21 protein-coding genes and 1 other RNA gene are annotated in these 22,688 nt (G+C 74.9%); 13 read left to right on the top strand and 9 right to left on the bottom strand.

Features of this window, described 5'->3' with window-relative positions; genetic code table 11:
- The first annotated feature begins 210 nt into the window (after nucleotides 1–210).
- From HNR61_RS17300 to HNR61_RS17330, 7 genes are read left to right on the top strand one after another with little or no spacing between them, the layout of a single operon-like run.
- Nucleotides 211–4,584 (top strand): beta-ketoacyl synthase N-terminal-like domain-containing protein, encoded by a 4,374-nt coding sequence (locus HNR61_RS17300; RefSeq protein WP_182844183.1) that lies wholly within the window; start codon nucleotides 211–213, stop codon nucleotides 4,582–4,584.
- Nucleotides 4,581–4,862, top strand: coding sequence for a phosphopantetheine-binding protein (locus HNR61_RS17305; RefSeq protein WP_182844184.1), 282 nt, complete (start codon nucleotides 4,581–4,583; stop codon nucleotides 4,860–4,862). Before HNR61_RS17300 ends, HNR61_RS17305 begins: the two co-directional genes overlap by 4 nt.
- 21 nt (nucleotides 4,863–4,883) lie before the next feature.
- A complete protein-coding gene (locus HNR61_RS17310; RefSeq protein WP_182844185.1) occupies nucleotides 4,884–5,591 on the top strand; it encodes an alpha/beta fold hydrolase in 708 nt (235 codons plus the stop codon).
- Nucleotides 5,579–6,427: an alpha/beta fold hydrolase gene (locus tag HNR61_RS17315; protein WP_182844186.1), complete on the top strand. Its 849-nt coding sequence runs from the start codon at nucleotides 5,579–5,581 to the stop codon at nucleotides 6,425–6,427. Before HNR61_RS17310 ends, HNR61_RS17315 begins: the two co-directional genes overlap by 13 nt.
- Nucleotides 6,424–7,686, top strand: coding sequence for a glycosyltransferase (locus HNR61_RS17320; protein ID WP_312897940.1), 1,263 nt, complete (start codon nucleotides 6,424–6,426; stop codon nucleotides 7,684–7,686). The genes HNR61_RS17315 and HNR61_RS17320 overlap by 4 nt, the downstream gene beginning before the upstream one ends.
- A complete protein-coding gene (locus HNR61_RS49210) occupies nucleotides 7,683–9,584 on the top strand; it encodes a class I SAM-dependent methyltransferase (protein ID WP_312897941.1) in 1,902 nt (633 codons plus the stop codon). The genes HNR61_RS17320 and HNR61_RS49210 overlap by 4 nt, the downstream gene beginning before the upstream one ends.
- A complete protein-coding gene (locus tag HNR61_RS17330) occupies nucleotides 9,581–10,537 on the top strand; it encodes a hypothetical protein (RefSeq protein ID WP_182844187.1) in 957 nt (318 codons plus the stop codon). The genes HNR61_RS49210 and HNR61_RS17330 overlap by 4 nt, the downstream gene beginning before the upstream one ends.
- Before the next feature lie 230 nt (nucleotides 10,538–10,767).
- On the opposite strand, the gene HNR61_RS17335 is transcribed toward HNR61_RS17330, so the two are convergent.
- Nucleotides 10,768–11,370, bottom strand: coding sequence for a helix-turn-helix domain-containing protein (locus HNR61_RS17335; protein WP_067832200.1), 603 nt, complete (start codon nucleotides 11,368–11,370; stop codon nucleotides 10,768–10,770).
- Nucleotides 11,371–11,463: 93 nt separating this feature from the next.
- Between HNR61_RS17335 and HNR61_RS17340 the strand changes: the two genes are divergently transcribed.
- Nucleotides 11,464–12,387, top strand: coding sequence for an NAD(P)/FAD-dependent oxidoreductase (locus tag HNR61_RS17340; RefSeq protein ID WP_182844188.1), 924 nt, complete (start codon nucleotides 11,464–11,466; stop codon nucleotides 12,385–12,387).
- On the opposite strand, the gene HNR61_RS17345 is transcribed toward HNR61_RS17340, so the two are convergent.
- Nucleotides 12,371–12,769: a hypothetical protein gene (locus HNR61_RS17345; protein WP_182844189.1), complete on the bottom strand. Its 399-nt coding sequence runs from the start codon at nucleotides 12,767–12,769 to the stop codon at nucleotides 12,371–12,373. The two genes, HNR61_RS17340 and HNR61_RS17345, sit on opposite strands and share 17 nt — an antisense overlap.
- 109 nt (nucleotides 12,770–12,878) lie before the next feature.
- On the bottom strand, nucleotides 12,879–13,241 hold the full coding sequence (locus tag HNR61_RS17350) for a DUF6191 domain-containing protein (RefSeq protein WP_182844190.1): 363 nt from the start codon (nucleotides 13,239–13,241) through the stop codon (nucleotides 12,879–12,881).
- 271 nt (nucleotides 13,242–13,512) lie between these two features.
- Here HNR61_RS17350 and HNR61_RS17355 point away from each other — a divergent pair, with 271 nt between their 5' ends.
- The 5 genes from HNR61_RS17355 (at nucleotide 13,513) to rnpB (ending at nucleotide 17,978) form a co-directional block, all read left to right on the top strand.
- On the top strand, nucleotides 13,513–14,331 hold the full coding sequence (locus HNR61_RS17355) for a Nif3-like dinuclear metal center hexameric protein (RefSeq protein WP_182844191.1): 819 nt from the start codon (nucleotides 13,513–13,515) through the stop codon (nucleotides 14,329–14,331).
- Nucleotides 14,328–15,071 carry a zinc ribbon domain-containing protein gene (locus HNR61_RS17360; RefSeq protein WP_182844192.1) on the top strand — a complete coding sequence of 248 codons (744 nt, stop codon included), beginning with the start codon at nucleotides 14,328–14,330 and terminating at the stop codon, nucleotides 15,069–15,071. The genes HNR61_RS17355 and HNR61_RS17360 overlap by 4 nt, the downstream gene beginning before the upstream one ends.
- Complete coding sequence (locus tag HNR61_RS17365; protein ID WP_182844193.1) at nucleotides 15,068–16,177, top strand: bifunctional RNase H/acid phosphatase; 1,110 nt, start codon at nucleotides 15,068–15,070, stop codon at nucleotides 16,175–16,177. The genes HNR61_RS17360 and HNR61_RS17365 overlap by 4 nt, the downstream gene beginning before the upstream one ends.
- A 75-nt stretch (nucleotides 16,178–16,252) precedes the next feature.
- Complete coding sequence (locus tag HNR61_RS17370) at nucleotides 16,253–17,572, top strand: TrpB-like pyridoxal phosphate-dependent enzyme (RefSeq protein WP_182844194.1); 1,320 nt, start codon at nucleotides 16,253–16,255, stop codon at nucleotides 17,570–17,572.
- A gap of 25 nt (nucleotides 17,573–17,597) precedes the next feature.
- An RNA gene (gene rnpB, locus HNR61_RS17375) (RNase P RNA component class A) lies at nucleotides 17,598–17,978 on the top strand.
- Between the two features lie 55 nt (nucleotides 17,979–18,033).
- Here the strand turns inward: rnpB and HNR61_RS17380 are convergent.
- The 6 genes from HNR61_RS17380 to HNR61_RS17405 all read right to left on the bottom strand — a co-directional run bounded on the left by HNR61_RS17380 (nucleotide 18,034) and on the right by HNR61_RS17405 (nucleotide 22,688).
- A complete protein-coding gene (locus HNR61_RS17380; RefSeq protein ID WP_182844195.1) occupies nucleotides 18,034–19,227 on the bottom strand; it encodes a tyrosine-type recombinase/integrase in 1,194 nt (397 codons plus the stop codon).
- On the bottom strand, nucleotides 19,224–19,412 hold the full coding sequence (locus tag HNR61_RS17385; protein ID WP_182844196.1) for a helix-turn-helix transcriptional regulator: 189 nt from the start codon (nucleotides 19,410–19,412) through the stop codon (nucleotides 19,224–19,226). Before HNR61_RS17385 ends, HNR61_RS17380 begins: the two co-directional genes overlap by 4 nt.
- Nucleotides 19,413–19,428: 16 nt before the next feature.
- On the bottom strand, nucleotides 19,429–21,021 hold the full coding sequence (locus HNR61_RS17390) for a replication initiator (protein WP_220509456.1): 1,593 nt from the start codon (nucleotides 21,019–21,021) through the stop codon (nucleotides 19,429–19,431).
- Between the two features lie 178 nt (nucleotides 21,022–21,199).
- On the bottom strand, nucleotides 21,200–21,496 hold the full coding sequence (locus HNR61_RS17395; RefSeq protein ID WP_182844197.1) for a hypothetical protein: 297 nt from the start codon (nucleotides 21,494–21,496) through the stop codon (nucleotides 21,200–21,202).
- Nucleotides 21,493–21,930, bottom strand: a complete 438-nt coding sequence (locus HNR61_RS17400; RefSeq protein ID WP_246442973.1) for an RRQRL motif-containing zinc-binding protein — start codon at nucleotides 21,928–21,930, stop codon at nucleotides 21,493–21,495. The genes HNR61_RS17395 and HNR61_RS17400 overlap by 4 nt, the downstream gene beginning before the upstream one ends.
- 122 nt (nucleotides 21,931–22,052) lie before the next feature.
- On the bottom strand, nucleotides 22,053–22,688 hold the full coding sequence (locus HNR61_RS17405) for a hypothetical protein (RefSeq protein WP_182844198.1): 636 nt from the start codon (nucleotides 22,686–22,688) through the stop codon (nucleotides 22,053–22,055).

The following is a 22,688-nucleotide window of genomic DNA, read 5'->3' on the forward strand; positions in this document are numbered from 1 at the left end:
CCCGCGCGAGCGCGTGTCGTCTGGGCCGGCCTGCGTGCGGAGTGGACGCGGTGTCGTCGCGGTCGACAGGCGTGGCGGTGTGCCGGGGGATCGCGCGTTGTCGGGCGGAACCGGGGCCACGGGGGCGCGCGGGTGTGCGTCGTTCGGGGTGGTCCGTGGGCGGAGTGGGGGCTTGTGGGCGGAGCGGTGGGGCCGCGTGGGGGTGGGGGTATGAGTGCGCACGAGCCCATCGCGATCGTCGGGGTCGGGGCGGTGTTCCCCGGGGCCGGGTCGGCGGCGGCGTTGTGGCGCAACGTCCGTGCCGGGACCGACGCGATCACCGAGGTGCCCGCGCACCGCTGGGACCCCGACCTGTACTACGACCCCGACGCCCACCGGGCCGCGCCGCGCGGCGACCGGTTCTACTGCCGCCGGGGCGGGTTCGTGGACGACCTGGCGACGTTCGACCCGGCCCGGTTCGGGATCATGCCCGCGGCCGTCGCGGGCATGGAGCCCGACCAGCTGCTGGCGCTGCGCACCGCCGCCGAGGCGCTGGCCGACGCGGGCGGCGCCGAACGGCTGCCCGACCGCGCCCGCGTCGGCGTGGTGATCGGCCGGGGCGGCTACATCACGCCGGGCGTCGCGCGGTTCGACCAGCGGGTGCGGACCTCGCACCAGCTCGCGTCCGTGCTGGCCGAGCTGCTGCCGGAGGTGGACGCCGGCCGGATCGAGGAGATCCGGCGCGCGTTCTGCGACCGGCTCGGACCCGACGGCCCCGACGCCTCGGTCGGCCTCGTCCCGAACTTCGCGGCCTCCCGCATCGCCAACCGCTTCGACCTGCGCGGCCCCGCCTACACGCTGGACGCCGCGTGCGCGTCGTCGCTGCTGGCCGTCGAGCACGCCGTGCGGGCGCTGCGCGGCGGGCAGTGCGACGCGATGCTGGCCGGGGCCGTCCACCACGCGCACCACGCGACGGTGTGGAGCGTGTTCAGCCAGCTCCGGGCGCTGAGCCCGAGCGGGCGCATCCGGCCGTTCGACCGGTCCGCCGACGGCACGCTGCTGTCGGAGGGCACCGGCATGGTGCTGCTCAAGCGCCTGGCCGACGCCGAACGCGCCGGGGACCGCGTCTACGCGGTGGTCCGGGGCGTCGGCTCCGCCAGCGACGGCCGCGCCGCGTCCCTGATGAGCCCGCTGGTCGAGGGCCAGGTCCTGGCGGTGGAACGCGCCTGGGCCGACGCCGGGCTGGACCCGGCCGCCGCCGACGCGGTCGGGCTGGTCGAGGCGCACGGCACCGGCACCCCGGCGGGCGACGAGGCGGAGCTGGCGACGCTGCGCCGGGTGTTCGGCACCGCCGGGCCCCCGCTGCCGATCGGCACCGTCAAGTCGATGATCGGGCACGCGATGCCCGCCGGCGGCATCGCCGGGCTGATCAAGGCGGCGTTCGCGCTGCGTGACGGCGTGCTGCCGCCGACCCTGCACGTCGAGGAGCCGCACCCGGCGATGGCGGGCACCCGCCTGACCCCGGTCCACGTGGCGGCCGACTGGGAGCGCCCGCCCACCGCCCCGCGCCGCGCCGTGGTGAACGCCTTCGGCTTCGGCGGCGCGAACGCCCACGTCATCCTGGAGGAACCGCCGGGCGCCGGGCACCCGGCGCCGCGGATCCTCAGCGCGCCCCGGGACGGCGGCGAGGCGGTGCTGCGGCTGTCGGCCGCCTCCGCCGCCGAGCTGGCCGCCCTGCTCGACGGCGACGACGACGCGCTGCTGGCCCGCGCGGGGGAGGAGCCCGCCGACCTGCCCTGCCGCCTGGCGATCGTCGGCCCCACCGCGCGCGGGCTCGACCTGGCCCGCGCCGTCGCGCGCCGGGGAACGCCGTGGCGGGGCCGCAGCGACATCTGGTTCACGCCCCGGCCGCTGCTGGCGGACGGCGGCCGGGTCGCGTTCCTCTACCCCGGCTTCGAGCCCGCCTTCCAGCCGCGCGTCGACGACGTCGCCGACCGTCTCGGGCTTCCGCGCCCCCGGCTGACCGGACGCGACGACCTGGTCGGCCACGCCTCCGACGTCATGGCCGTGGGGCTGCTGCTCACCCGCGCGCTGGCCGGGCTCGGCGTCGAGCCCGACGTCGCCGCCGGGCACAGCCTCGGCGAGTGGACCGCGATGATCGCGGCGGGGATGTACGAGCCGGACGCGGTCGACGCGTTCCTGGCCGCGGTCGACCACGACGGCCTGGACGTCCCCGACGTCGCCTACGCCGCGCTCGGCTGCGGGGCCGACCGGGCCGCCGAGGCCGCCGCGCGCGCCGAGGGCGTCGTCGTGTCCCACGACAACTGCCCCCACCAGTCGGTGGTCTGCGGCCCGCCCGACCAGGTCCGCGAGGTCCTGGCCCGGCTGGCGGCCGACGGGGTGATGGGACAGGAGCTGCCGTTCCGGTCGGGGTTCCACACCCCGATGGCGGAGGCGTACCTGGAGTCGGCGCACCGCTCGTTCGACGCGCTGCCGATCCGCCCGGCGCGGGTGCCGCTGTGGTCGGCGACGACCGCCGCGCCGTTCCCCGCCGAGCCCGCCCGGATCCGCGAGCTGATCGTGCGGCACCTGCTGGAGCCGGTGCGGTTCGGCGCGCTGACCGAGGAGCTGCACGCGGCCGGGGTGCGGGCGTTCGTGCAGGTCGGTCCGGGCGGCCTCGCCGGGTTCGTGGGCGACCGGCTCGGCGACCGCGACCACCTGGCGATGGCCGCCAACGTGCCCCGGCGCGACGGCATGGCCCAGCTGCGCCGCGTCGTGGCCGCGCTGTGGGTCGAGGGCCACGGCTCGCGGGCCCGCGCCGCCGGGCACGACGGGCCGTCCGCCGTGCGGCTCGACCTCGGCACGCCCCTGGTCCGCCTGGACGGCGCGGTCCCGCCGCTGCGCATCGCCGAGCCCGCGCCCGCCGGGCCGCCCGTCGCGCCGCCCGCCACCGGTCCGGTCGTCGCCGAGCTGGACGCCCTGCTGCGCGACGCCGCCGCCAGCGCCCGGTCGGTCGTCGACGCGCTGCACACCACCGCGCCCCCGCGGGCCGCCGAACGCACCACGCGCCGCACGTTCTCGCTGGAGACGATGCCCTACGTCCGCGACCACTGCCTGGTCCCGCAGCGCGCGGACTGGCCGGACCTCTCCGACCGGTTCCCGGTGGTGCCGCTGACGACGCTGCTGGAGGTCATGGCCGACGCGGCGCGCGAGCTGTTCCCCGGCCTGGTCGTGGTCGGCGTGGAGAACGTGCGGGCCCTGCGCTGGCTCGTCGCCGTCCCCGCCACCACCACCGACGTCCACGCCCGCCGCGAGCCCGCGCCGCCCGCGCCGGGCGCGCCGCGCCGCGTCAAGGTCGTCGTCCGGGGCCACGCCGACGGGACCGTGCTGCTGGCCGAACGCCACCCGGCTCCGCCCGCCCCCGACCGCACGCCGCTGACCGGCGAGGCGCCCCCGCCGGTCACCGCCGAACGGCTCTACGCCGAGCGCTACATGTTCCACGGCCCGCTCTACCGGGGCGTCACCGGGATCGACGCGCTCGCCGCCGACGGCCTGCGCGGCACCCTGACCGCGCTGCCCACGCCGGGCGCGCTGATGGACAGCGCCGGGCAGCTGTGCGGCCACTGGATCCAGATCCACGGCGACCGGGACCAGACGGTCTTCCCGGTCGGCGTCGAACGCGTCACCTGGTACGGGCCGCCGCCGCCCGACGGGGAGCGCCTGACCGCGACCGTCCGGAACCGCTCGGTGTCCGACACCGCCATCCGCAGCGACTGCGAGCTGGTCGGCGCCGACGGCCGCGTGTGGTGCCGCGTCGAGGGGTGGAGCACGCGCCGCATCCACACCGACGGGCCGGTGTGGCGGCTGCGCTTCACCCCCGAGGTGTCGGCGGTCGGCGAGCCGCGGGAGGGCGGCTGGACGCTGGCGCGCCGCCGCTGGGACGGCGGCGCCGCCCGCGACCTGCTGATGCGGCAGTACCTCAACGCCGCCGAACGCGCCGAGTACCAGGCCCTCACGCCGCGCGCGCGGGGACCGTGGCTGCTCGGCCGGATCGCGGCCAAGGACGCGGTGCGGCACCGGCTGTGGGAGCGGGGCCACGGGCCGCTGTTCCCCGCCGAGCTGACCGTCCGCAACGACGCCGCCGGACGGCCCGAGGTGACCGGGCCGTTCGACGAGCCGCTGGCGGTGTCGATCGCGCACACCCCCGACCTGGGGGTCGCGCTGGTCCGCGCCGGCGGCGAGCCCGCCGGGATCGACGTCGAACGGGCCGGCGCGGGCGCCGCCGCCGTCGAGACGGTCGCGCTCACCGAGGGCGAACGCGACCTGCTGGCGTCCATGTCCGGCGACCGCGCCACCGCGGCGACGCGGCTGTGGACCGCCAAGGAGGCCGTCGCCAAGGCCGCCGGGACCGGGCTGCGGGGGCGGCCCCGCGACTTCGTCGTCACCGCCGCCGACCCCGACCGGCTGCTGGTCGGCAACGGCGGGACGGTCACGGTCGTGCGCTCGACGCTGGTCGACGGGCACGTCGTGACCTGGACCGACACCGCCGGGCACACCGCCGCGGCGGGGACCGGAGCACAGGACACGGGGGAGAACAGGACATGACACGGGTGCTGGACGAGGTCGTGGCGATGCTGGTCGAGGTGGTCGGGGAGGACTTCCTGCTGGACGTGGAGGTCGGCCCGGACACGACGTTCAACGACGACCTGGCGCTGGAGAGCATCGAGTTCGTCGCGCTGGCCGAGAAGCTCCAGCTGCGCTACGGCCCGGCGATCGACTTCGCGGCGTTCATCGCCGACATGGACCTGGACCAGATCCTCGCCATGTCGGTGGGGGACCTGGTCGCCCACATCGAGTCGCGGCTGTCGCCCGCGGCCGTGTGACCCGGCCCGACCATGGCCTACGTGTGCGTCCGGGGCGTGCGGCACCACGTCGTCGACCTGGGCCGGGAGCTTCCCGGCGCCCCCGCCGACCCCGTGGTGATGCTGCACGGCCTGCTCACCGGCAGCGCCGCGTCCTGGTTCTTCACGGTCGCGCCCGCGCTGGCGCGCACCCGCCGCGTCCGGCTGCCCGACTGGCGCGGGCACGGCCGCAGCGAGCGCACCCCGACCGGTTACGGCACCGCCGCGCTCGCCGCCGACCTGGCCGACCTGACCACCGACCTGCCGCCGTTCGCGCTGGTCGGGCACAGCTACGGGGCGGCCGTCGCGGTCCGCTTCGCGCTGACCCGGCCGGGCCGGGTGACGCGGCTGGCGCTGGTGGACCCGCCGTTCCAGCCGGTCGGCGCGGCCGACCTGGGCCGCGTGTTCACGGCGGCGACGCCGCTCGGCGAGCGCGCGGCGGCGCTGGTCGGCGAGACCAGCCTGCTGGCGGACCTGGCCGCCGAGCCGGCCGTCACCGCCGCCGACCTGGCCGCCCTGGACGGCCTGCCGACGCTGGCGGTGGCCGGGTCCGACTCGCCGTTCCGCCCGGCCCTGGACCTGGTCGGCCGGGCCCTGCCGGGCGCCCGCCGCCACGTGCTGACCGGCGGCCACGACCTGCACGTCACCGCGCGGGCGCGGCTGACACCCCTGCTGACGACCTTTCTGGAGGACACCGAATGCCCGAGGTGACCGCACGCGGCGTGCGGTTCCACGTCCAGACGATGGAACCGTGCGGACCGTGTCCGCCCGATCCGCCCGATCCGCCCACCGTGGTGTTCGTCCACGGGCTGGTCATGGACAACCTGTCCAGCTTCTACTACACCCTGGCCGGGCCGGTGGCCGCCGCCGGGGCCCGCGCGGTCCTGTACGACCTGCGCGGCCACGGCCGCAGCGAACGCACCCCGCGCGGGTACTCCGACGCCGAGGCCGTCGCCGACCTGTTCGCGGTGCTGGACGCCCTCGGCCACACCCGCCCGGTGTACCTGGTGGCCAACAGCTTCGGCGGCGTCGTCGCGCTGAACGCGGCGCTGGCCCGCCCCGAGCGCGTCGCCGGGATGGTCCTGGTCGAGGCGCACGGCCCGGCCGAACGGCCCGGCGGGTGGAACGAGAACATGCTCAACACGCTCGGCAAGTCCGCTCTGGCGCTGGAGTACGAGCGGCTCGCCGACCAGCTCCTGGCGATCGGCTGGCGGCAGCGCGGAAGGCAGGCCGCCGTCGCCGACGCGCTGGTCAACGGCACCAGCCTGCTGGACGAGGTGGCGGCGGTGGAGCCGGTGCGGCCCGCCGACCTGGCCGCCGTCGCCTGCCCGGTGCTGGCGGTCTACGGGGAGCGCTCCGACGTGGCCGGGGCCGGGCGGCTGCTGCTGCGCTCGGTCCCCGACTGCACGCTGCACGTCATACCGGGTCTCGCGCACACCGTGCTGCGCGAGGGCACCGCGGAACTGCTGGAGGTCATGCTGCCGTGGCTTTCCCACCACGCGGGCACGAGGGTCCCCGTCACGGCGGGGGCGGGAGGTGCGCTGTGAACGGACGTTCGTCGAAGGCCCGCCGGGTGCGGGTGCCGTCGCTGCTGGGGGACCTGCCGGCGCCCGACGGCCGGGTCGCGGGCCGCGAGGCCGACAGCGGCCGCCGCCGGTTCCTGTTCGTGGTCCCGCCCCTGACCGGGCACGTCAACCCGACGGTGGCGGTCGCCTCCGAGCTGACCCGGCGCGGCCACCGGGTCGCCTGGGCCGGGCACACCCCGACCCTGGAGGGGCTGCTGAAGCCCGGCTCGAAGATCTACCCGGCGGAGGACGAGGCGTTCGCCGCGCACGTGGAGCAGGCCCGCCGGCACTGGACGACGCTGCGCGGCCCGGCGGCGCTGAAGTTCCTGTGGGACGGGTTCATCATCCCGCTCGGGCACGCGATGATGCCGGGCGTCCAGACCGCGATCGAGCGGTTCCGGCCCGACGTGGTGGTGTGCGACCAGCAGACCCTGGCCGGGCCCGTCGCCGCCCGGCTGCACGACCTCCCGTGGGCGACGTCGGCGACGACCTCGGCGGAGTTCACCCGGCCGCTGGCGGGCATGCCGCTGGTCGAGGAGTGGGTGCGTGACCAGATCGGCGAGTTCCAGCTCGACCACGGCATCGAGGACCTGCTGGACCTGCGCTTCTCCGACCACCTGGTGCTGGTGTTCTCCACCGCCGCGCTGATCGGCGACACCTCGATCTTCCCCGACCACTTCGCGTTCGTCGGCCCCGTGCTGGGCCGCCCGCCCGGCAACGACTTCCCCTGGGAGTGGCTGGACGAGGACCGGCCCTCGGTGCTGGTGTCGCTGGGCACCCTCAACGGCCCCGCCGGAGAGCGGTTCTTCCAGGTCGCCGCCGAGGCCGTCAAGGACATGGACGTGCAGGCCGTGTTCGTCACCCCGCCCGGGACCCTCCCCGACCCGCCGCCGAACCTGCTGGTGCGCGGCCACGTCCCGCAGCTGGAGCTGCTGGAGCGGATGTCGGCCGTCATCACCCACGGGGGCCACAACACCGTCGTGGAGGCCCTCGCCAACGGCCTGCCGCTGGTCGTCGCCCCGATCCGCGACGACCAGCCGGTGATCGCCCGGCAGGTCGTGGCGTCCGGCGCCGGGCTGACCGTCCGGTTCGCGCGGGTCCGCGCCGAGGAGCTGCGCGAGGCCCTGCACCGGGTGCTGACCGAGGAGGCGTTCCGGTCGGCCGCCGACCGGGTCCGGCGGTCGTTCGCCGAGGCCGGGGGCGCCGCGCAGGCCGCCGACCGCCTGGAGAAGCTGACGTGAGCTGGCCGTCACCGTCGCTGACGGCGCTGCTGTCGATGCCGCTGACGACGGCGTTCCCCCTGCTGGTCACGGGCGGGGTGGTCGCGCGCGCCACGTGGCTGCGGGTGCGGCTGGCCCCGCTGCGGCGGGTGTCGTCGGGCTGGTCGCCGGAGCTGCCGCGCCCCGTCGCCGAGCTCGACATCACGTCCGGCGAGGAGTTCGCGCTGGTCGCCGTGGACGGCGCGGTCGTGTCGGGCCACGTGCGGCGCGCCGCCCGCGGCCACGCCCGGGGCAGCGGTCTGCAGGTGCTGGACCTGGTCCCGGCGAACCTGCCGGTGGAACGCGCCCTGGACCTGGCCCGCCACACCGACCTGCGGCGCCACCGGACCGACCCGCTGGTGGCGGGACGCGGCGCGGGCTTCGCGGTGCTGGCGACGCGGGAGCTGCTGACCCGCGCCAACGTCCGGCCCGGCACGCTGGACCCCGGCGCGCTCGGCGCGGTCACCGTCCGGCTGCGGCAGTACGCCGAGCGCGCCGGGCTGGCCGTCGTGCCGTGCCCCGCCACGCCCCGCCGCCCCGCGTGCCGGGGACGGCGGGCGTGGCTGCGCGGTCTCGGCGTGCCGGTCCCGAGGACGGTGGCCCGGTCGGCGGCGGGCTGGCTGGCCGTGCTGGCCGCGGTGTGGGCCGGGGCGTGGGGCGGGTCGCCGTGGGGATGGGCGGCGCTGGCCGCGTACTGCGCGGCCCCGTACCTGGTGTTCGCCGGGACGCCGCTGAAGCCGCGCGACCTGCACCGGGCGGCGCTGCTGCGGCCGCTGCTGGCGCCGTGGAACTGGTGGCAGACCCTCACCGACGAGCCGACCCCCTGGGAACGGCGGCGGGCCCGCCGCGAGCAGGCCGCCCGCGACCGGTACCGCGAGGAGTACCGCCGGGGCGTCGAACGGTTCCTCGAACCGCGCCGCCCCGACTGCCCGTGGTGCGGGTCGCGGTCCCTGACCGTCCAGGTGACCAGCGGCGACGTCCTCCAGGCCAAGCCGGGCCGGTTCACGCTGGAGCGGTGCGGCGACTGCCGGCACGTCTTCCAGAACCCCCGGCTGACCCCCGAGGGGATGGAGTTCTACTACCGCGACGTCTACGACGGGCTCGGCGCGGAGACCGCCGAACGCGCCCTGGCGGCGCAGCGCCCCTTCCACGCGGCCCGCGCCGCGCTGGTCGCCGCCCACGCCACGCCCCGCACCTGGCTGGACGTCGGCACCGGGCTCGGCCACTTCGGCCGCGTCGCCCGCACCGTGCTGCCCGACACCGCGTTCGACGGCCTGGACGTGGGCTCGGGCGTGCGCAAGGGCGCGCGGCGCGGCTGGCTGCGGCACGGGTACCGGGGGCGGTTCGCCGACCTGGCCGAGGACCTGGCCGGACGGTACGACGTGATCAGCATGCACCACTACCTGGAGCACACCCCCGACCCGCTCGCCGAGCTGGACGTGGCGGCCAAGACGCTGCGGCCGGGCGGCCACCTGCTGGTCGAGATGCCCGACCCCGACAGCCGCCTGGGCCGCCGGCTGGGCCGGTTCTGGCTGCCGTGGATGCAGCCCCAGCACCTGCACCTGGTCCCGATCGGGAACCTGGTGCAGGCGCTGGAACTGCGCGGCTTCCGGATCGTGGCGCGGCAGCGGCGCGCGGCGCACCAGCGGTACGACCTGACGCTCGCGGCGGTGGTCGCGCTCACCGCGTTCGCGCCGCCGCCGGACCGGCCCTGGGCGCCGGGCCCGCCCACGGCCCGCGACCGGCTGCGCCGGGCGGTCGCGCTCGCCGCGGCCGGGCCGCTGCTGGCGGCGGCCCGGCTGGCCGACCGCGTGCTGGTGCCGCTGGTCCCGGGCGCCTCCAACGCCTACCGGGTGCTGGCGCGGAAGGCCGAGGGGTGAGCCGCGCCGCGGTGGACGCCGGGCCGGGCCCGGCGCTCGCGCTCGCCGCCGACCCGGAGCTGCGGATCACCGCCCACGTCCACGAACGCGCCCACGGGTCGCCCCCGGCCGCGCTCCGCCGGGTCCGCGGCGGGCTGGTGCTGCTCGGCGGGGCCGGGTCCGCGCTGACCGTCGCCCTGCCGTGGGGGACGGTCGTCACGGCCGGGCCCGACCCGGACGGCGCGGTGTCGCTGTACTCGATGAACCGGTACACCGACGCGTTCACCGCCGGGCGGGGAGGGCTGCGGGCCGCGCTGGCGGCCGGGGCCGTCCCGCCGTGGACCGCGCCCGCCGTGACCGCGCTGCTCGCCCACGCCGACCCCGCGCCGGGCGCGCGCCTGGTGGTGAACCGGCAGCTGCCCGCCGAGACGGGGCTGATGACGGGCGCGGAGACGGCGTGCGCGGTGACGCTCGCGCTGGGCGACCTGTACGGGCCGCCCGCCCGTGACCCGGCCCCGGACCCGGCGTACGCGGCGTCGCTGCACGCCCGCGAGGGCCACGCGATGCTGGTGACCGGCGGCGCGGCCGTGCGGCACCTGCCGTGCGACCTGCGCGCGGCCGGGCTCCGCCTGCTGGTGGCGGTCGTGGGGGCCGGGGCGGCGGCGTCCACCGCCGGGCCGGACGCGGACGCCGCCCTGGTGGGACGCGCCGAGGCGGCGCTGCGCACCGGCGGCCCGGCCGGGCTCGGGCCGCTGCTGACCGAGGCCCACACGCCGGGCACGGCGCCGCTGGACGCGGCCCTGGACGCGGCCCGCGCGGCGGGCGCGCTCGGCGGCCGGGCGGTGGGGCGGTGCGTGGTGGCGCTGGTGCCGCTGGAGGCGGTGCCGCACGTCCGCACACGCGTGACGGCGGCCCTGGCGGGTCGGGCACGGCGCCCACCCCGCTTCCTGACCGCGACCCCGGCGGGCGTCTAGGGCGCTTCTGATGGATCATCCCGCAGGTCCCGCAGCAGTGTCGCGGATCGCCTCCAGCGGATCCGCTGTCACGCCGGTCACGGCAGTGCCGTCCGCCGGGACTTCTCAAGATCCATCAGAAACGCCCTGGGCCCGGTCCCGCCGCGACCCCGGCCGCGCGCGAGCTTGCGGGGCGGGTGGCCGGGGGCTGGTCGGGTGGGCGTCGTGGGCCGGGGTTTTCGGGGCGCCGTCTAGCCGAGCTTGCGGCGGGAGTGCGGGGCGGCGCGGACGTGCATCCGTTCGCCCTGGCGGCCGAACAGGCTCAGGATCTCCACCGGGCCGTCGCCCGTCGACCCGAACCAGTGCGGCAGCCGGGTGTCGAACTCCGCCGTCTCGCCCGGCTCCAGCACCAGGTCGTGGTCGCCCACGATCAGCCGGAGCCGCCCCGCCAGCACGTACAGCCACTCGTAGCCCTCGTGGGTGACCACCCGGGGCTCGTGGAGCGCCGCCGGGAAGAGCGTCTTCCACGCCTGGATGGAGCCGGGCTGCTGGGTGAGCGGGATGACGGTGGAGCCGTCCCCGCGGCGGCGGGGCCGCAGCCGGACGCGGGGGTCGCCGGTCTCGGGCGCGCCGACCAGCTCGTCCAGTGGGACCCGGTGGGCCCGGGCGATCGGGAGCAGCAGTTCCAGGCTGGGGCGGCGCTGGCCGCTCTCCAGCCGCGACAGCGTGCTCTTGGAGATGCCGGTGGCCTCGGCGAGCGCGGTGAGCGTCATGCCGCGCCGGGTGCGGATCCGCTTCAGGCGGGGGCCGACCTCGGTCAGGACCTCGTCGATCGCGGTGTCGTCGCTTTCCATGATCGTTATTTCACCGGGTCGTCCCGGAAACGGCAACAAACGTTGTCGGTTCCGGGACGGCGGCGGCATCGTGGCCGGCGGAGGTGATCGCTGATGGAGCAGGCGGCGTACGACGTGGTGATCGTTGGGGGCGGGGCGGCCGGGCTGAGCGCGGCGCTGGTGCTGGGCCGGGCCCGCCGCCGGGTGGCGGTGGTGGACTCCGGGGAGCCGCGCAACGCCCCCGCCGCGCACATGCAGGGGTTCCTGTCGCGGGACGGGATGTCCCCGGCGGCGCTGCTGGAGGTGGGCCGGGCCGAGGTCGCCGGGTACGGCGTCCACCTGGTCGAGGGACGGGTGGAGCAGGTGGAGCGGGACGGGAGCGGGTTCGCCGTCCGGCTGGTCGGCGGCCCGGCGCTGGAGGCCCGGCGCGTGCTGGTCGCCACCGGCCTGCGCGACGAGCTGCCCGACCTTCCCGGCCTGCGGGAACGCTGGGGCAAGGACCTGCTGCACTGCCCGTACTGCCACGGGCACGAGGTCGCCGACCGGCCGCTGGGCGTGCTGGGCACCGGGCCGGGGTCGGTGCACCACGCGCTGCTGCTGCGGCAGTGGAGCGACGACGTGGTGTTCTTCCCGCACACGCTGGAGGTGTCGGAGTCCGATCGCGCGCGCATCCTCGCGCGCGGCGTGCGGATCGTGGACGGCCCGGTCAAGCGGCTGGTGGTGGAGGACGACCGGCTGCGCGGCGTGGAGCTGGCCGACGGGCGGGTGGTGGAACGCGAGGCGGTGTTCGCGTTCCCCCGGATGGTGCCGCGCGACGGGATGCTGGAGGGTCTCGGCTGCGCCCGCAACGAGGACGGCTGGCCGGTCACCGACGCGACCGGGCGCACCAGCGTTCCGGGCCTGTGGGCGGTGGGCAACGCCGCCGACCCCCGCGCCCAGGTGATCACGGCGGCGGGCCAGGGCTCGGCCGCCGCCATCGCCCTCAACCACGACCTGCTGGAGGAGGAGGTGGAGCGGGCGGTCAGCGCCGTGGGGTGACCGGCCGGTCCGGTCGCGTGCCGCCGGGCTGGTCCTGGCCGCGCAGCGCGGTCTCGACCAGCTCGATGGCCTGCCGGAGGGCGACCAGCCGCGCGCCCTCCGTCCGGTAGGTCTCCAGCACCGCGTCGATCCCGTGCGGCGGCACGAGCCCGCCCAGCTCGACGCGGGCCGACCGGAAGCCCTCGCGGGCGGCGTCCACGGCGGCGTCCACGTGGTGCCCGGCCATCCGCGCGAGCGCGACCGGGTAGCGGCGCAGCACGCCGTACCGGCGGTACTCGGGCGGGACCAGCTCCAGCAGCCAGGCCAGCGCCGTCTCCTCGAAGCGCGCGCTGCCCGGCGGATGCACCTGCGCGGGCCAGCCGGGCGGGACGTAGCTGCTCACCGGACCTCCCGCGCACCTTCGCGGCGCCCCGGGGCGCCGCGCCGTTCGAGCGTGCTCACGCCTCCACGATAACTCGAAAATCGAACACGTGTTCGACCGGATCGGGCCGTCAGGAGGACTCGGCGGCGCCCGGGTCGCGGCGAATGCGGATCTTGCCGGAGGCCAGGTCGTCGCGGACCGCGCCCCGGTCCCCGGCCACCTCGTGGTCGTCGTGGCGCATGAGCCGCTGCCGCTCCTGCTCCTCCACCTTGACCTTCTTGGACCCCTCGAACGCCGACGCCAGATCCTCGAACATCCCGCCGCCGAACCCGGCGCCGGTCTCGCCGTCGCCGCGGATCGCCCCCATCAGGGACGACCGGCCGGTCCCCTCCTGGGGCCACTCCACGACGGCGTCCTTCTCGGCCCGCTCCTCCTTGGGGCGGACCGCGCTCTTGGTCTTCAGGCGCTTGCTGCGGCGAAACGGTGACTTCACGTGATCTCTTTCCAGGGAGCCCGGGACGGCGGCCCCGGAGGATGACGGTTCCCTTGCCCGTCCCACGGCGGGCTTAGGCACTTCTTACACGCTCATTCAACGCGGAGGGTACCCCCGTTGCTCCCGGCCCGAGGAAAGACCAGGTCAGGATCCCTCCGCCGGGGTCATACCCGCGTCCGGGCCGCGCCCCACCCCGCGTTCGGGCCCCTCGGCGGGGGCCCGCCCGTCCGGCAACTCGGCGGGAACGCTCCGGGGCGGTAGCCTGCGGGGCGTGCGTCTCTCCCAAGTCATCGCGGCCCTCGAAGAGCTCTACCCGTCCTCGTGGGCCGAGTCCTGGGACGCCGTCGGCCTGGTCTGCGGCGATCCCGACCAAGAGGTCCAGCGCGTGCTGTTCTCCGTGGACCCGGTCGCCGCCGTGATCGACGAGGCCCTGGAGTGGGGGGCCGACCTGCTGGTCACCCACCACCCGCTGCTGCTGCGCCCGGTCAACGGCGTGCCCGCCACCACCCCGAAGGGCCGCACGGTCCACCGGCTGATCCGGGGCGGGACCGCGCTCTACACCGCGCACACCAACGCCGACGTCGCCAGCCCCGGCGTCTCCGACGCGCTGGCCCGCGCCGTCGGGCTGACCGGCGCGCTGCGCCCGCTGTCGCCCTCGCCCGACGACCCCGGACGGGGCCTGGGCCGGGTCGGGACGCTGCCCGCGCCGCTCACGCTGCGGGAGTTCACCGCCAGGGCCGCCGCCGGGCTGCCCGCGACCGCCTGGGGCGTGCGGTCCGCCGGGGACCCCGACCGGACCGTGCGCGCCGTCGCGGTGTGCGGCGGGTCGGGCGACTCGCTGCTGGCGGCCGCCCGCGCGTCGGGAGCCGACGTCTACCTCACCGCCGACCTGCGGCACCACCCGGCCTCCGAGTTCCTGGAACAGGACGGACCGGCGCTGCTGGACGCCGCCCACTGGGCCACCGAGTGGCCCTGGCTGGCCGACGCCGAGCGCGCGCTGCGCGCCGCCGTCCCGGCCGACACGTTGCAGACCCGGGTGTCCACGCTCGTCACCGACGCGTGGCGCCTGCACCACGAAGGAGTGAAGTGAAAGCCGCACCCCAAGCCCAGCAGCGCCTGATCGACCTGCAGGAGCTCGACAGCTCGCTGGACCGGCTGGCGCACCGCCGCCGCACCCTGCCCGAACTGGCGGAGGTCGCCCGCCTGGAGGAGCGGCTCACCGAACTGCGCGACGCGATCGTGGCGGCCGAGACCGCCGTGGGCGACCTGGAGCGCGAGCAGAAGAAGGCCGAGCAGGACGTCGACCAGGTCCGCACCCGCGCCGAACGCGACCAGCGGCGCCTGGACTCGGGCATGGTCACCGCCGCCCGGGACCTGACCAACCTGCAGAGCGAGATCGCCTCGTTGCAGCGCCGCCAGTCCGACCTGGAGGAGGTCGTGCTGGAGATCATGGAACGCCGCGAGGAGGCCGACGCGCAGGTCGCCCGGCTGCGTTCCGAGCAGGCCACCGCCCAGCAGGAGCTGGAGGCGCTGGCCGCCCGGCGCGACACCGGGTTCCAGAAGATCGACGAGGAGGCCGGCACCACCTCGGCCGCCCGCACCGCCGTCGCCAAGGACGTCCCCGCGGACCTGCTGGCGCTGTACGAGAAGCTGCGCGGCCAGCACGGCGGCGTCGGCGCGGCCGTACTGCACCGGGGCTCCTGCCAGGGCTGCCGCCTGACGCTCAACACCGCCGACCTGAACCGCATCCGCGCCGCGGCCGACGACGAGGTCGTGCGCTGCGAGGAGTGCCGCCGCATCCTGGTCCGCACGGCGGAATCGGGCCTGTGACCCCGCACCTGGTCGTCGAGGCCGACGGCGGGTCGCGGGGCAACCCCGGGCCCGCCGGGTACGGCGCGCTGGTGCGCGACCCGGAGACCGGCGAGGCGCTGGCCGAGGTCGCCGAGGCGATCGGCCACGCCACCAACAACGTCGCCGAGTACCGGGGCCTGATCGCGGGGCTGCGCGCCGCGGCGGCGCTCGCCCCGGGCGCGCGGCTCACGGTGCGGATGGACTCCAAGCTCGTGGTCGAGCAGATGTCGGGCCGCTGGAAGATCAAGCACCCGGACATGGTGCCGCTGGCGGCGGCGGCCCGCGAGGCGGCCGCCGACTTCCCGGCGGTGACCTACGAGTGGATCCCGCGCGCCCGCAACGCCGACGCCGACCGCCTGGCCAACGAGGCGATGGACGCGGCGGCGCGGGGCGAGGAGTGGAGCCGTTCGGACACCGGGGTCCCGACGCGGGAGGTCCCGGCGGGCGACACCGCGGCGTGGTCGACGGCCACGACGGCGCCGCTGACGACGGTCCTGCTCCGGCACGGCGAGACGCCGCTGTCGGTCGAGAAACGCTTCGCGGGCGTGGGCGACCATCCGCTGACCGACAACGGCGTGGCGCAGGCCAGGGCCGCCGCGCTGGCGCTGAAGGACGCCGGCGTCGAGGTGATCGTCTCGTCCCCGCTGACCCGCTGCCGGGCCACGGCCGCCGAGGTCGCCGCGGTGACGGGCCTGGGCGTGGAGACCGACGAGGGCCTCCGCGAGACGGACTTCGGGGCGTGGGAGGGGCTGACGTTCGCCGAGGTCGGCGAGCGCTGGCCGGACGAGCTGAAGCGGTGGCTGGCGGACCCGAAGGTCGCGCCGCCCGGCGGGGAGAGCTTCACGACGGTGGCGCGCCGGGTGCGTTCGTCCCTGGACCGCCTCCGCGAGCGCCACGGCGGCCGCACCGTCCTGGTGGTCTCCCACGTGACCCCGATCAAGCTGCTGGTCCGGGAGGCCCTCGGCGCGCCGCTGGCGTCGCTGTACCGCATGCACCTGGACACCGCGGCGCTGTCGTCGATCGCCTGGTACGCCGACGGGCCGGCGTCGCTGCGCTCGTTCAACGACACCCACCACCTGGGCTGACCGGTACCGGCCGCCCCCGGCCCCTCCTCCTCGGATTACGGTGCGTGAAGAATCCGACACCGAGGAGGAGGGCCCGTGGAGACCACGACCTCGACGCCCACGCACTGGTACAACATCGTCCCCGACCTCCCCGCCCCGCCCCCGCCGCCCCTGCGTCCCGGCACCCGCGAGCCCGTGGGCCCCGACGACCTGGCCCCGCTCTTCCCCGCCGAGCTGATCGCCCAGGAGGTCAGCGCCGAGAGCTTCCTCCCGATCCCCGAGGAGGTCCGCGAGGTCTACCGCCTGTGGCGGCCCACGCCCCTGATCCGCGCCCGCCGCCTGGAGAGGGCGCTGGACACCCCGGCCCGGATCTACGTGAAGTACGAGGGCGTCTCCCCGGTCGGCTCGCACAAGCCGAACACGGCCGTCCCCCAGGCGTTCTACAACGCCCGCCAGGGGATCCGCCGCCTCACCACCGAGACCGGGGCGGGCCAGTGGGGGAGCGCCCTGGCCTTCGCCTGCTCCCAGTTCGGCCTGGACTGCGAGATCTGGATGGTCCGGGCGTCCTACGACCAGAAGCCGTACCGCCGCTCGATGATGGAGCTGTACGGTGCCCGGGTCCACGCGAGCCCGTCCCCGCGCACCACGTTCGGCGCGAAGGCCCTGGCCGAGACCCCCGGCTCCCCGGGCTCCCTGGGGATGGCGATCAGCGAGGCCGTGGAGGCGGCCGCCCCCGAGGACACGCACTACGCGCTCGGCAGCGTCCTGAACCACGTCCTCCTCCACCAGACGATCATCGGCGAGGAGGCCCTGGAACAGCTGACCGCGCTGGGCGAGACCCCCGACCTGGTCGTCGGCTGCACGGGCGGCGGCTCGAACTTCGCGGGGCTGACGTTCCCGTTCCTCCGCGAGAGGCTCCAGGACCGGATGCGCCCGCGCATCCTCGCCGTCGAGCCCGCGGCCTGCCCCTCCTTCACCCGGGGCCGCTACGCCTACGACTTCGGCGACACGGCGGGCCTCACCCCGCTCCTCAAGATGCACACGCTGGGCCACGACTTCGTCCCGGACCCGATCCACGCGGGCGGCCTGCGCTACCACGGGATGGCCCCGCTGCTCTCGCACCTGTACGAGCAGGGCCTCTTCCAGGCGATCGCCAAGCCCCAGCGCGAGTGCTTCGAGGCGGGCGTCCTGTTCGCCCGCACCGAGGGCATCGTCCCGGCCCCCGAACCGACCCACGCCCTGGCCGCCACCATCGAGGAGGCCCGCCGCGCCACCGAGCCCAAGGTCATCCTCACGGCCCTGTGCGGCCACGGCCACCTGGACATGGCGGCGTACGACCGTTACCTGTCGGGCGAGATGACGGACCACGCCCTCCCCGAGGACCGCCTGGCGGCGGCGCTCTCCCACCTCCCGTGACCCGATAGGCTTGGGACACGGCGGACGAGCCGGCCGGACGGCCGCGTCGGGGAGCGATCCCCGCCGAGGAAAGTCCGGGCTCCACAGGGCAGGGTGGTCGGCAACACCGACCCGGGGCGACCCGCGGGACAGTGCCACAGAGAACAGACCGCCACCTTCACCGGTGGTAAGGGTGAAACGGTGAGGTAAGAGCTCACCAGCGCCCACGGTGACGTGGGCGGCTCGGTAAACCCCACCCGGAGCAAGGTCAAGAAGGGAAGCGACGCTTCCCGCGCAGGCGCCTGAGGGCGGCCCGCCCGAGCCTGCGGGTAGACCGCTGGAGACCGACGGCAACGCCGGTCCGAGATGGATGGCCGTCACCTGCCGAGCGCAGGCACAGAACCCGGCTTACAGGCCGACTCGTCCGCCCCACACCCCGCTGACCAGCAGTGCGACCCCACCCAAGATCGCTCAGGGCACATTCAGGGCACATTGTTCCCAGATCCGAACGCCGCATCGAGCGCGTCCCGTGCCCGCCCGCTGGCTTCGGGCACCAGGTGCCCGTACAGGTCCACCGTGGTAGTGATCGACTTGTGGCCCAGCCAGCGGGACACCTCGGAGATGGGTACGCCGTTGGCCAGCGCGACGCTGGCGAAGGTGTGCCGCAGGTCGTGGAAGGTGGTGTCCGGTGGCAGGTCGACCGCGATGATCGCGGGTTTCCAGATCTTTTTGTTGAAGTAGTCGCGGCGCAGCAGGGTGCCGCGCGGGGTTCGGCACAGCACCGCGTCGGGGGCGAGTCGAAGCCGTTCGGTCTGCTCGTGGATGGCGTCCCGCACGAAGCCAGGCATGGGCACGTCCCGGATCGACGCCGGGGTTTTGGGCGTGGCGAGCACCGGCTTACGTTCCACGACGACCACCTGTTGATCCACGGTGATCATCTGGGCGTTCGAGTCGATTCGATCCAACGCCAGCCCGAACGCCTCCCCCTGCCGCAGTCCCGCGCCACCACCCAGCAGCGCCAACAGCCCGTACCGGTCGCACATGGCCTTGGCCAGCGCGAGGATCTGGGCCGGTTCCATCAGCCGCACCAGGGTGGGCATGATGTCGGGCAATCGAATATCAGCACATGGAGACTTGCGCAGATAGTCGTCGCGGACCGCGCCGCGCATGATGCTGGCGAAGATCCCGAAGATGGTGGCGATGGTGCGTGGGGCCAGGCCCTTGACCGCCTGGAGGTCGGTGACCCACTGCTGTACCAGGGTGTGGCGGATCGCGGCCAGGCCGAGTCCGCCGAAGACCGGGTAGATGTGGTTGCGCAGATGCTGTTCGTAGGTCTCGACGGTGCCCGGCTTGTGCATGCGCGACTTCATCCAGACCGGCGCGTAGTCCCGGAACGGGGTCCGGCCCAGACGCGGGTCGATCCACTCGCCGCGATCGGTGTCGGCCTTGCGCTGGGCGTCGAACGCCTCGGCGGAGGTCTCGGGATCGGTGCCCGCCTTCTTGGGGAAGTTGCGTTTTTGCTGCTGTCCGGTCCCGTCGCGCCAACGGACCTGCCAGCGGTCACCCTTGAGGTGGTCGGCGGTGGGGTACAGCTTGGTCTTGCCCCGACTGTGCTCGTGGCAGGGGCGATCACCTTTCTTGGGGTGGGACTTGTGCCAGCGGTCGTAGATGCTCATGCCGCCTTCTGCTGCTCCCGGAACCAGGCGAGCACGTCCTCAGGCAGGTAGCGCAGGTGGCGGCCGACACGGGCGGCCTTGGGGCCGGTCCCGAGATAGCGCCACTGGTACAGGGTGGCCTTGGGAACACGCAGGAAGCGCGCCACCTCGTCAGGGGTCCAGGTGCAGTCGGGGGTGAGGTCCATCCGGGTCTCCTTTCGATCAGGCGGCTTGCAAGTCGGACGGTGTGGCGGCTTGGTGAGCGAGATCTTCCAGACCGGCTTGGCGTCGTTGACGGGCCTGGTCGGCGGCGGTGTTGGCCAGCAGCGCATCACCGAGGGTGTGCCAGCCGGTTCCGGCGTAGGACAGACGGCCCAGAACGACCACGGCCATGTCGTCAAGGTCGCTTTGACGGCCAAGGCGGTCGGCGGCGTATTCGGGACCAGGCGTCTGGGCGCGGCGGTAGTGGACGCGTGCGGCGCGCAGAGCAGCGAAGGTCAGCGAGTAGCGCCGGGCCTTGGTCAGGAAGTGGCCGCCGAAGCCGAGCATGTGCGCCCAGCGCCGCAGGGACTCAAAAGCCGGGTGCGATCCCAGCCGCCAGGCGGCGGCGATCAACCGTTGCGCGTGAGTGCCGGTGGGGTCGGCATGGTGGGCGACGGTGGCGGCGGTGAGACGGCGGGACAGATGTCCGGTGACTTCGGTGCTCTTGGTGGCGTATTTGGCCAGGTAGGCGGCCACCATGACGTCACTGGCGGACGCGCCGCTCATCGTGATGGTACGCACATCCACCTGAGCGCCCCAGGCGATGCGCCACCCGGACGGCTGGGCCGGATGCGGAGCCGTGTGGAAGGCGGTGACGGCGGCGGCGTACTCGACCGCGTCGGCCAGATCGGTGACGGTCAGGCCCGGCGGGGGCGGCCGCAACGCCTCCGGGTCGGCCCGCAGATGACCGTCCAGACGCAGCAGCGCGTGAAAGTGGACCGCGCCGCGCGCTTGGAACTCGGCGACCTTGCCGTGAGCGACGCGGACCGGCGGCAGGCCGCGTTGCCGGGCGAGTTGGTTCAAGCGGCGTTCGATGGCTTGTTTGGTGCGTCGCCACAGCTCCCCGGCGTGGTTGTTCCACACCACGTGCGCGGCGTGGTCATAGCAGTCGGCGCACAACGGCTGTCCCAGCCGGGCGTCACCGCGTTCATGGCGGGCGAAGCAGACTACGGCGCGGCCATGCGGGCACACGGCCCTGTCGCGGCGGGCGTGGCAGGGGGCCGGGCGGCAGGCGCAGCGGCGACGGTCGGCGCAGGTGTGGCGGGGCACGTGCCGGGTGTGCACCAGGCCGAAGCCGGGTGCGGTGAAGGTAGCGAAGACCGCCGGATGACTGGTGACCGCCGCCGGGACACCCTTGCCGCCGACCAGCCCGGCACGGATCAGGTGGAAGGCATCACGGCGATAGGTCTGCGAACACGACGGACAAGCAGCAGCACGGCGGTTACCGCAGGCTTTGTAGATCACGCCGTCGGGCATGGCGGCGGTGGGGATGCCGCCGATGATCTCGCCGGTGCGGCGGTCCACGGTGACCACCTCGCCGATCAGACGGATCGGGCGCACGCATCCGGCGGCGGACCACACGTGATCGAGCCAGGCGTCATAGTCGCCCGCCCCGGCACGGGCCAGCGCGGTATCGGTGGCCAGCACCGGGCGGCGGGTGATCTTTGAGGGTGGGAGTCGGCGGGGTTCGGTGTTCGCCCCCACGTCCGACCACAGGGTGACTTGGCCGGGCGTGAGAGCCAGCGTCGAACCCGACGCGGGAAGGTGAGTCATGGGCGGCCTCCGTCGATGAGGCCACCAGGACGGTTCTGCGCTGCTTCAGCACAGGTCTTGTGGCAGGGACGTCCACGCTTGTCGCGCAGGAAGGCCGGTTTGCCGCAGCAGATGCACGGCAGGCGTCGGCCGCCGCCCCAGTGCTGGCGGTGATGCCAGTTCAGGACACTTGGAGCGGTCATGTCCCGTCACCGCCCCAGCGTTGTTGGGCGGCTTGGCGGGTGATGCCCAGCGGGCGGGCGATCTCGGCCCAGGAGTAGCCGTAGGCGCGCAGGCCCTTCACGGCGTGGGCGATGGCGGTGTGCAGGTTGGTGTCGAGCTGGACCAACAAGGCGAGACACTCGACGTCGCCGGAGGCGATGCGACGGCTGTAGGCGCGCAGGACGCGGCGAACGAACGCGGCGTACTCGTCGTTCTCGACCACGCGCCGGGGGCGATTGGGCGTCAAGCCGGTGTTGACGGTGTTCTTGCTCATGACCAGCCCCCGGAGGCTTCGGCGCAGTCGAGGCACTCGCCCAGCGAGCGGGGGATGTAGTAGCCCTTTTCGATGCCGCAGGTGGAGCAGGTGCGGCGGGCTTTCAGCGCCTTGGCGATGGCGGCGAGCTGGGCCGGGGTGGCGGTGCGCTTGGGCTTGGCTAGCGCCACCTGGTACAGGTAGGCCACGCGCTTGCCGCGCCGCCAAAGGATCTGGGCGGCGACCGGTTGGCCACCGGGGCGCAGGCCGTGCGCGCGGAGCTGACGGCGGGTCAGCAGCCCCTTGGGAGCCCAGCGGTAGGGGTAGGTCGGCAGGCCGTAGCGACTGCCGGTGGGGTCGTAGAACTCCAGGTAGGTGCCACGCGCGGCGTAGGCGTCCAGGGCCGGGACCCGTGGTCCGCTGGTGGAGACACAGGCGTAGTGGGTAGCGTGCATGACGTCCACGTCCTTCGGTTGGGGGATGTGGGTTGCAGGCACGGGGCCGGACTGTCTTGGCGGGCGGACCGGCCCTGTGCGCGTGCGAAAGACGGGATTTGACGCTTAAGCGTCAAAGCGGCTCACTTGGGTTCGAAATCTCCTCCGCAGGCACCGCAGGTGACCGGGGCCTGGTCCAGAGAGGAGGCGGCAATGCGGATGGTGCGTTCGCACGGGCAGATCGCGGCGATGAGGTTGCTGCTTTTACGGCTGGTCGCCGCGTTGGTGATCTCATCGCGTCGCCACAGCACCATGGCCTTCTCCAGGGCCTTCAACGGCCGGGCGTAGACGGTCGCGGTGGCGTCGGGCACGGTGGTGGTCGACCAGCCGAACTTGTCGGTCTTGGTGGTCTGGATGCCCATCTCGGTGCCCAGGTCGCGGAACCTGGTGTTGTGGTAGCGGCCTTGGCGGCTGGTGTCTTGGACGCCGCGCGCGGCGGCAAGGGCGTGGGTGGCCTCGTGCAACAACGTGCCGAGCACCTCACGAGGAGGACGGCGAAGTCCTTCACCGCTGATCATGATTTCGGTGCGGTCGGTGTCGTGGACACGCCAGCGGGCGGGGGCGTGGTGGCCCCAACGGGCGTGCTTGCCGTCGGTGCCCGAGGCCAGGATCAGTACCACTTCGGGGATCTCGGGGTGACGGTCGCGGATGGTGTGCCAGAGGTCTTCCAGGGCGCGAAGTACGGTGCTGGCCGCATCGGGCGGACGTCTGGCGGTCAT

It is taken from the genome of Actinomadura kijaniata (assembly GCF_014138665.1).
GTDB lineage: Bacteria > Actinomycetota > Actinomycetes > Streptosporangiales > Streptosporangiaceae > Spirillospora > Spirillospora kijaniata.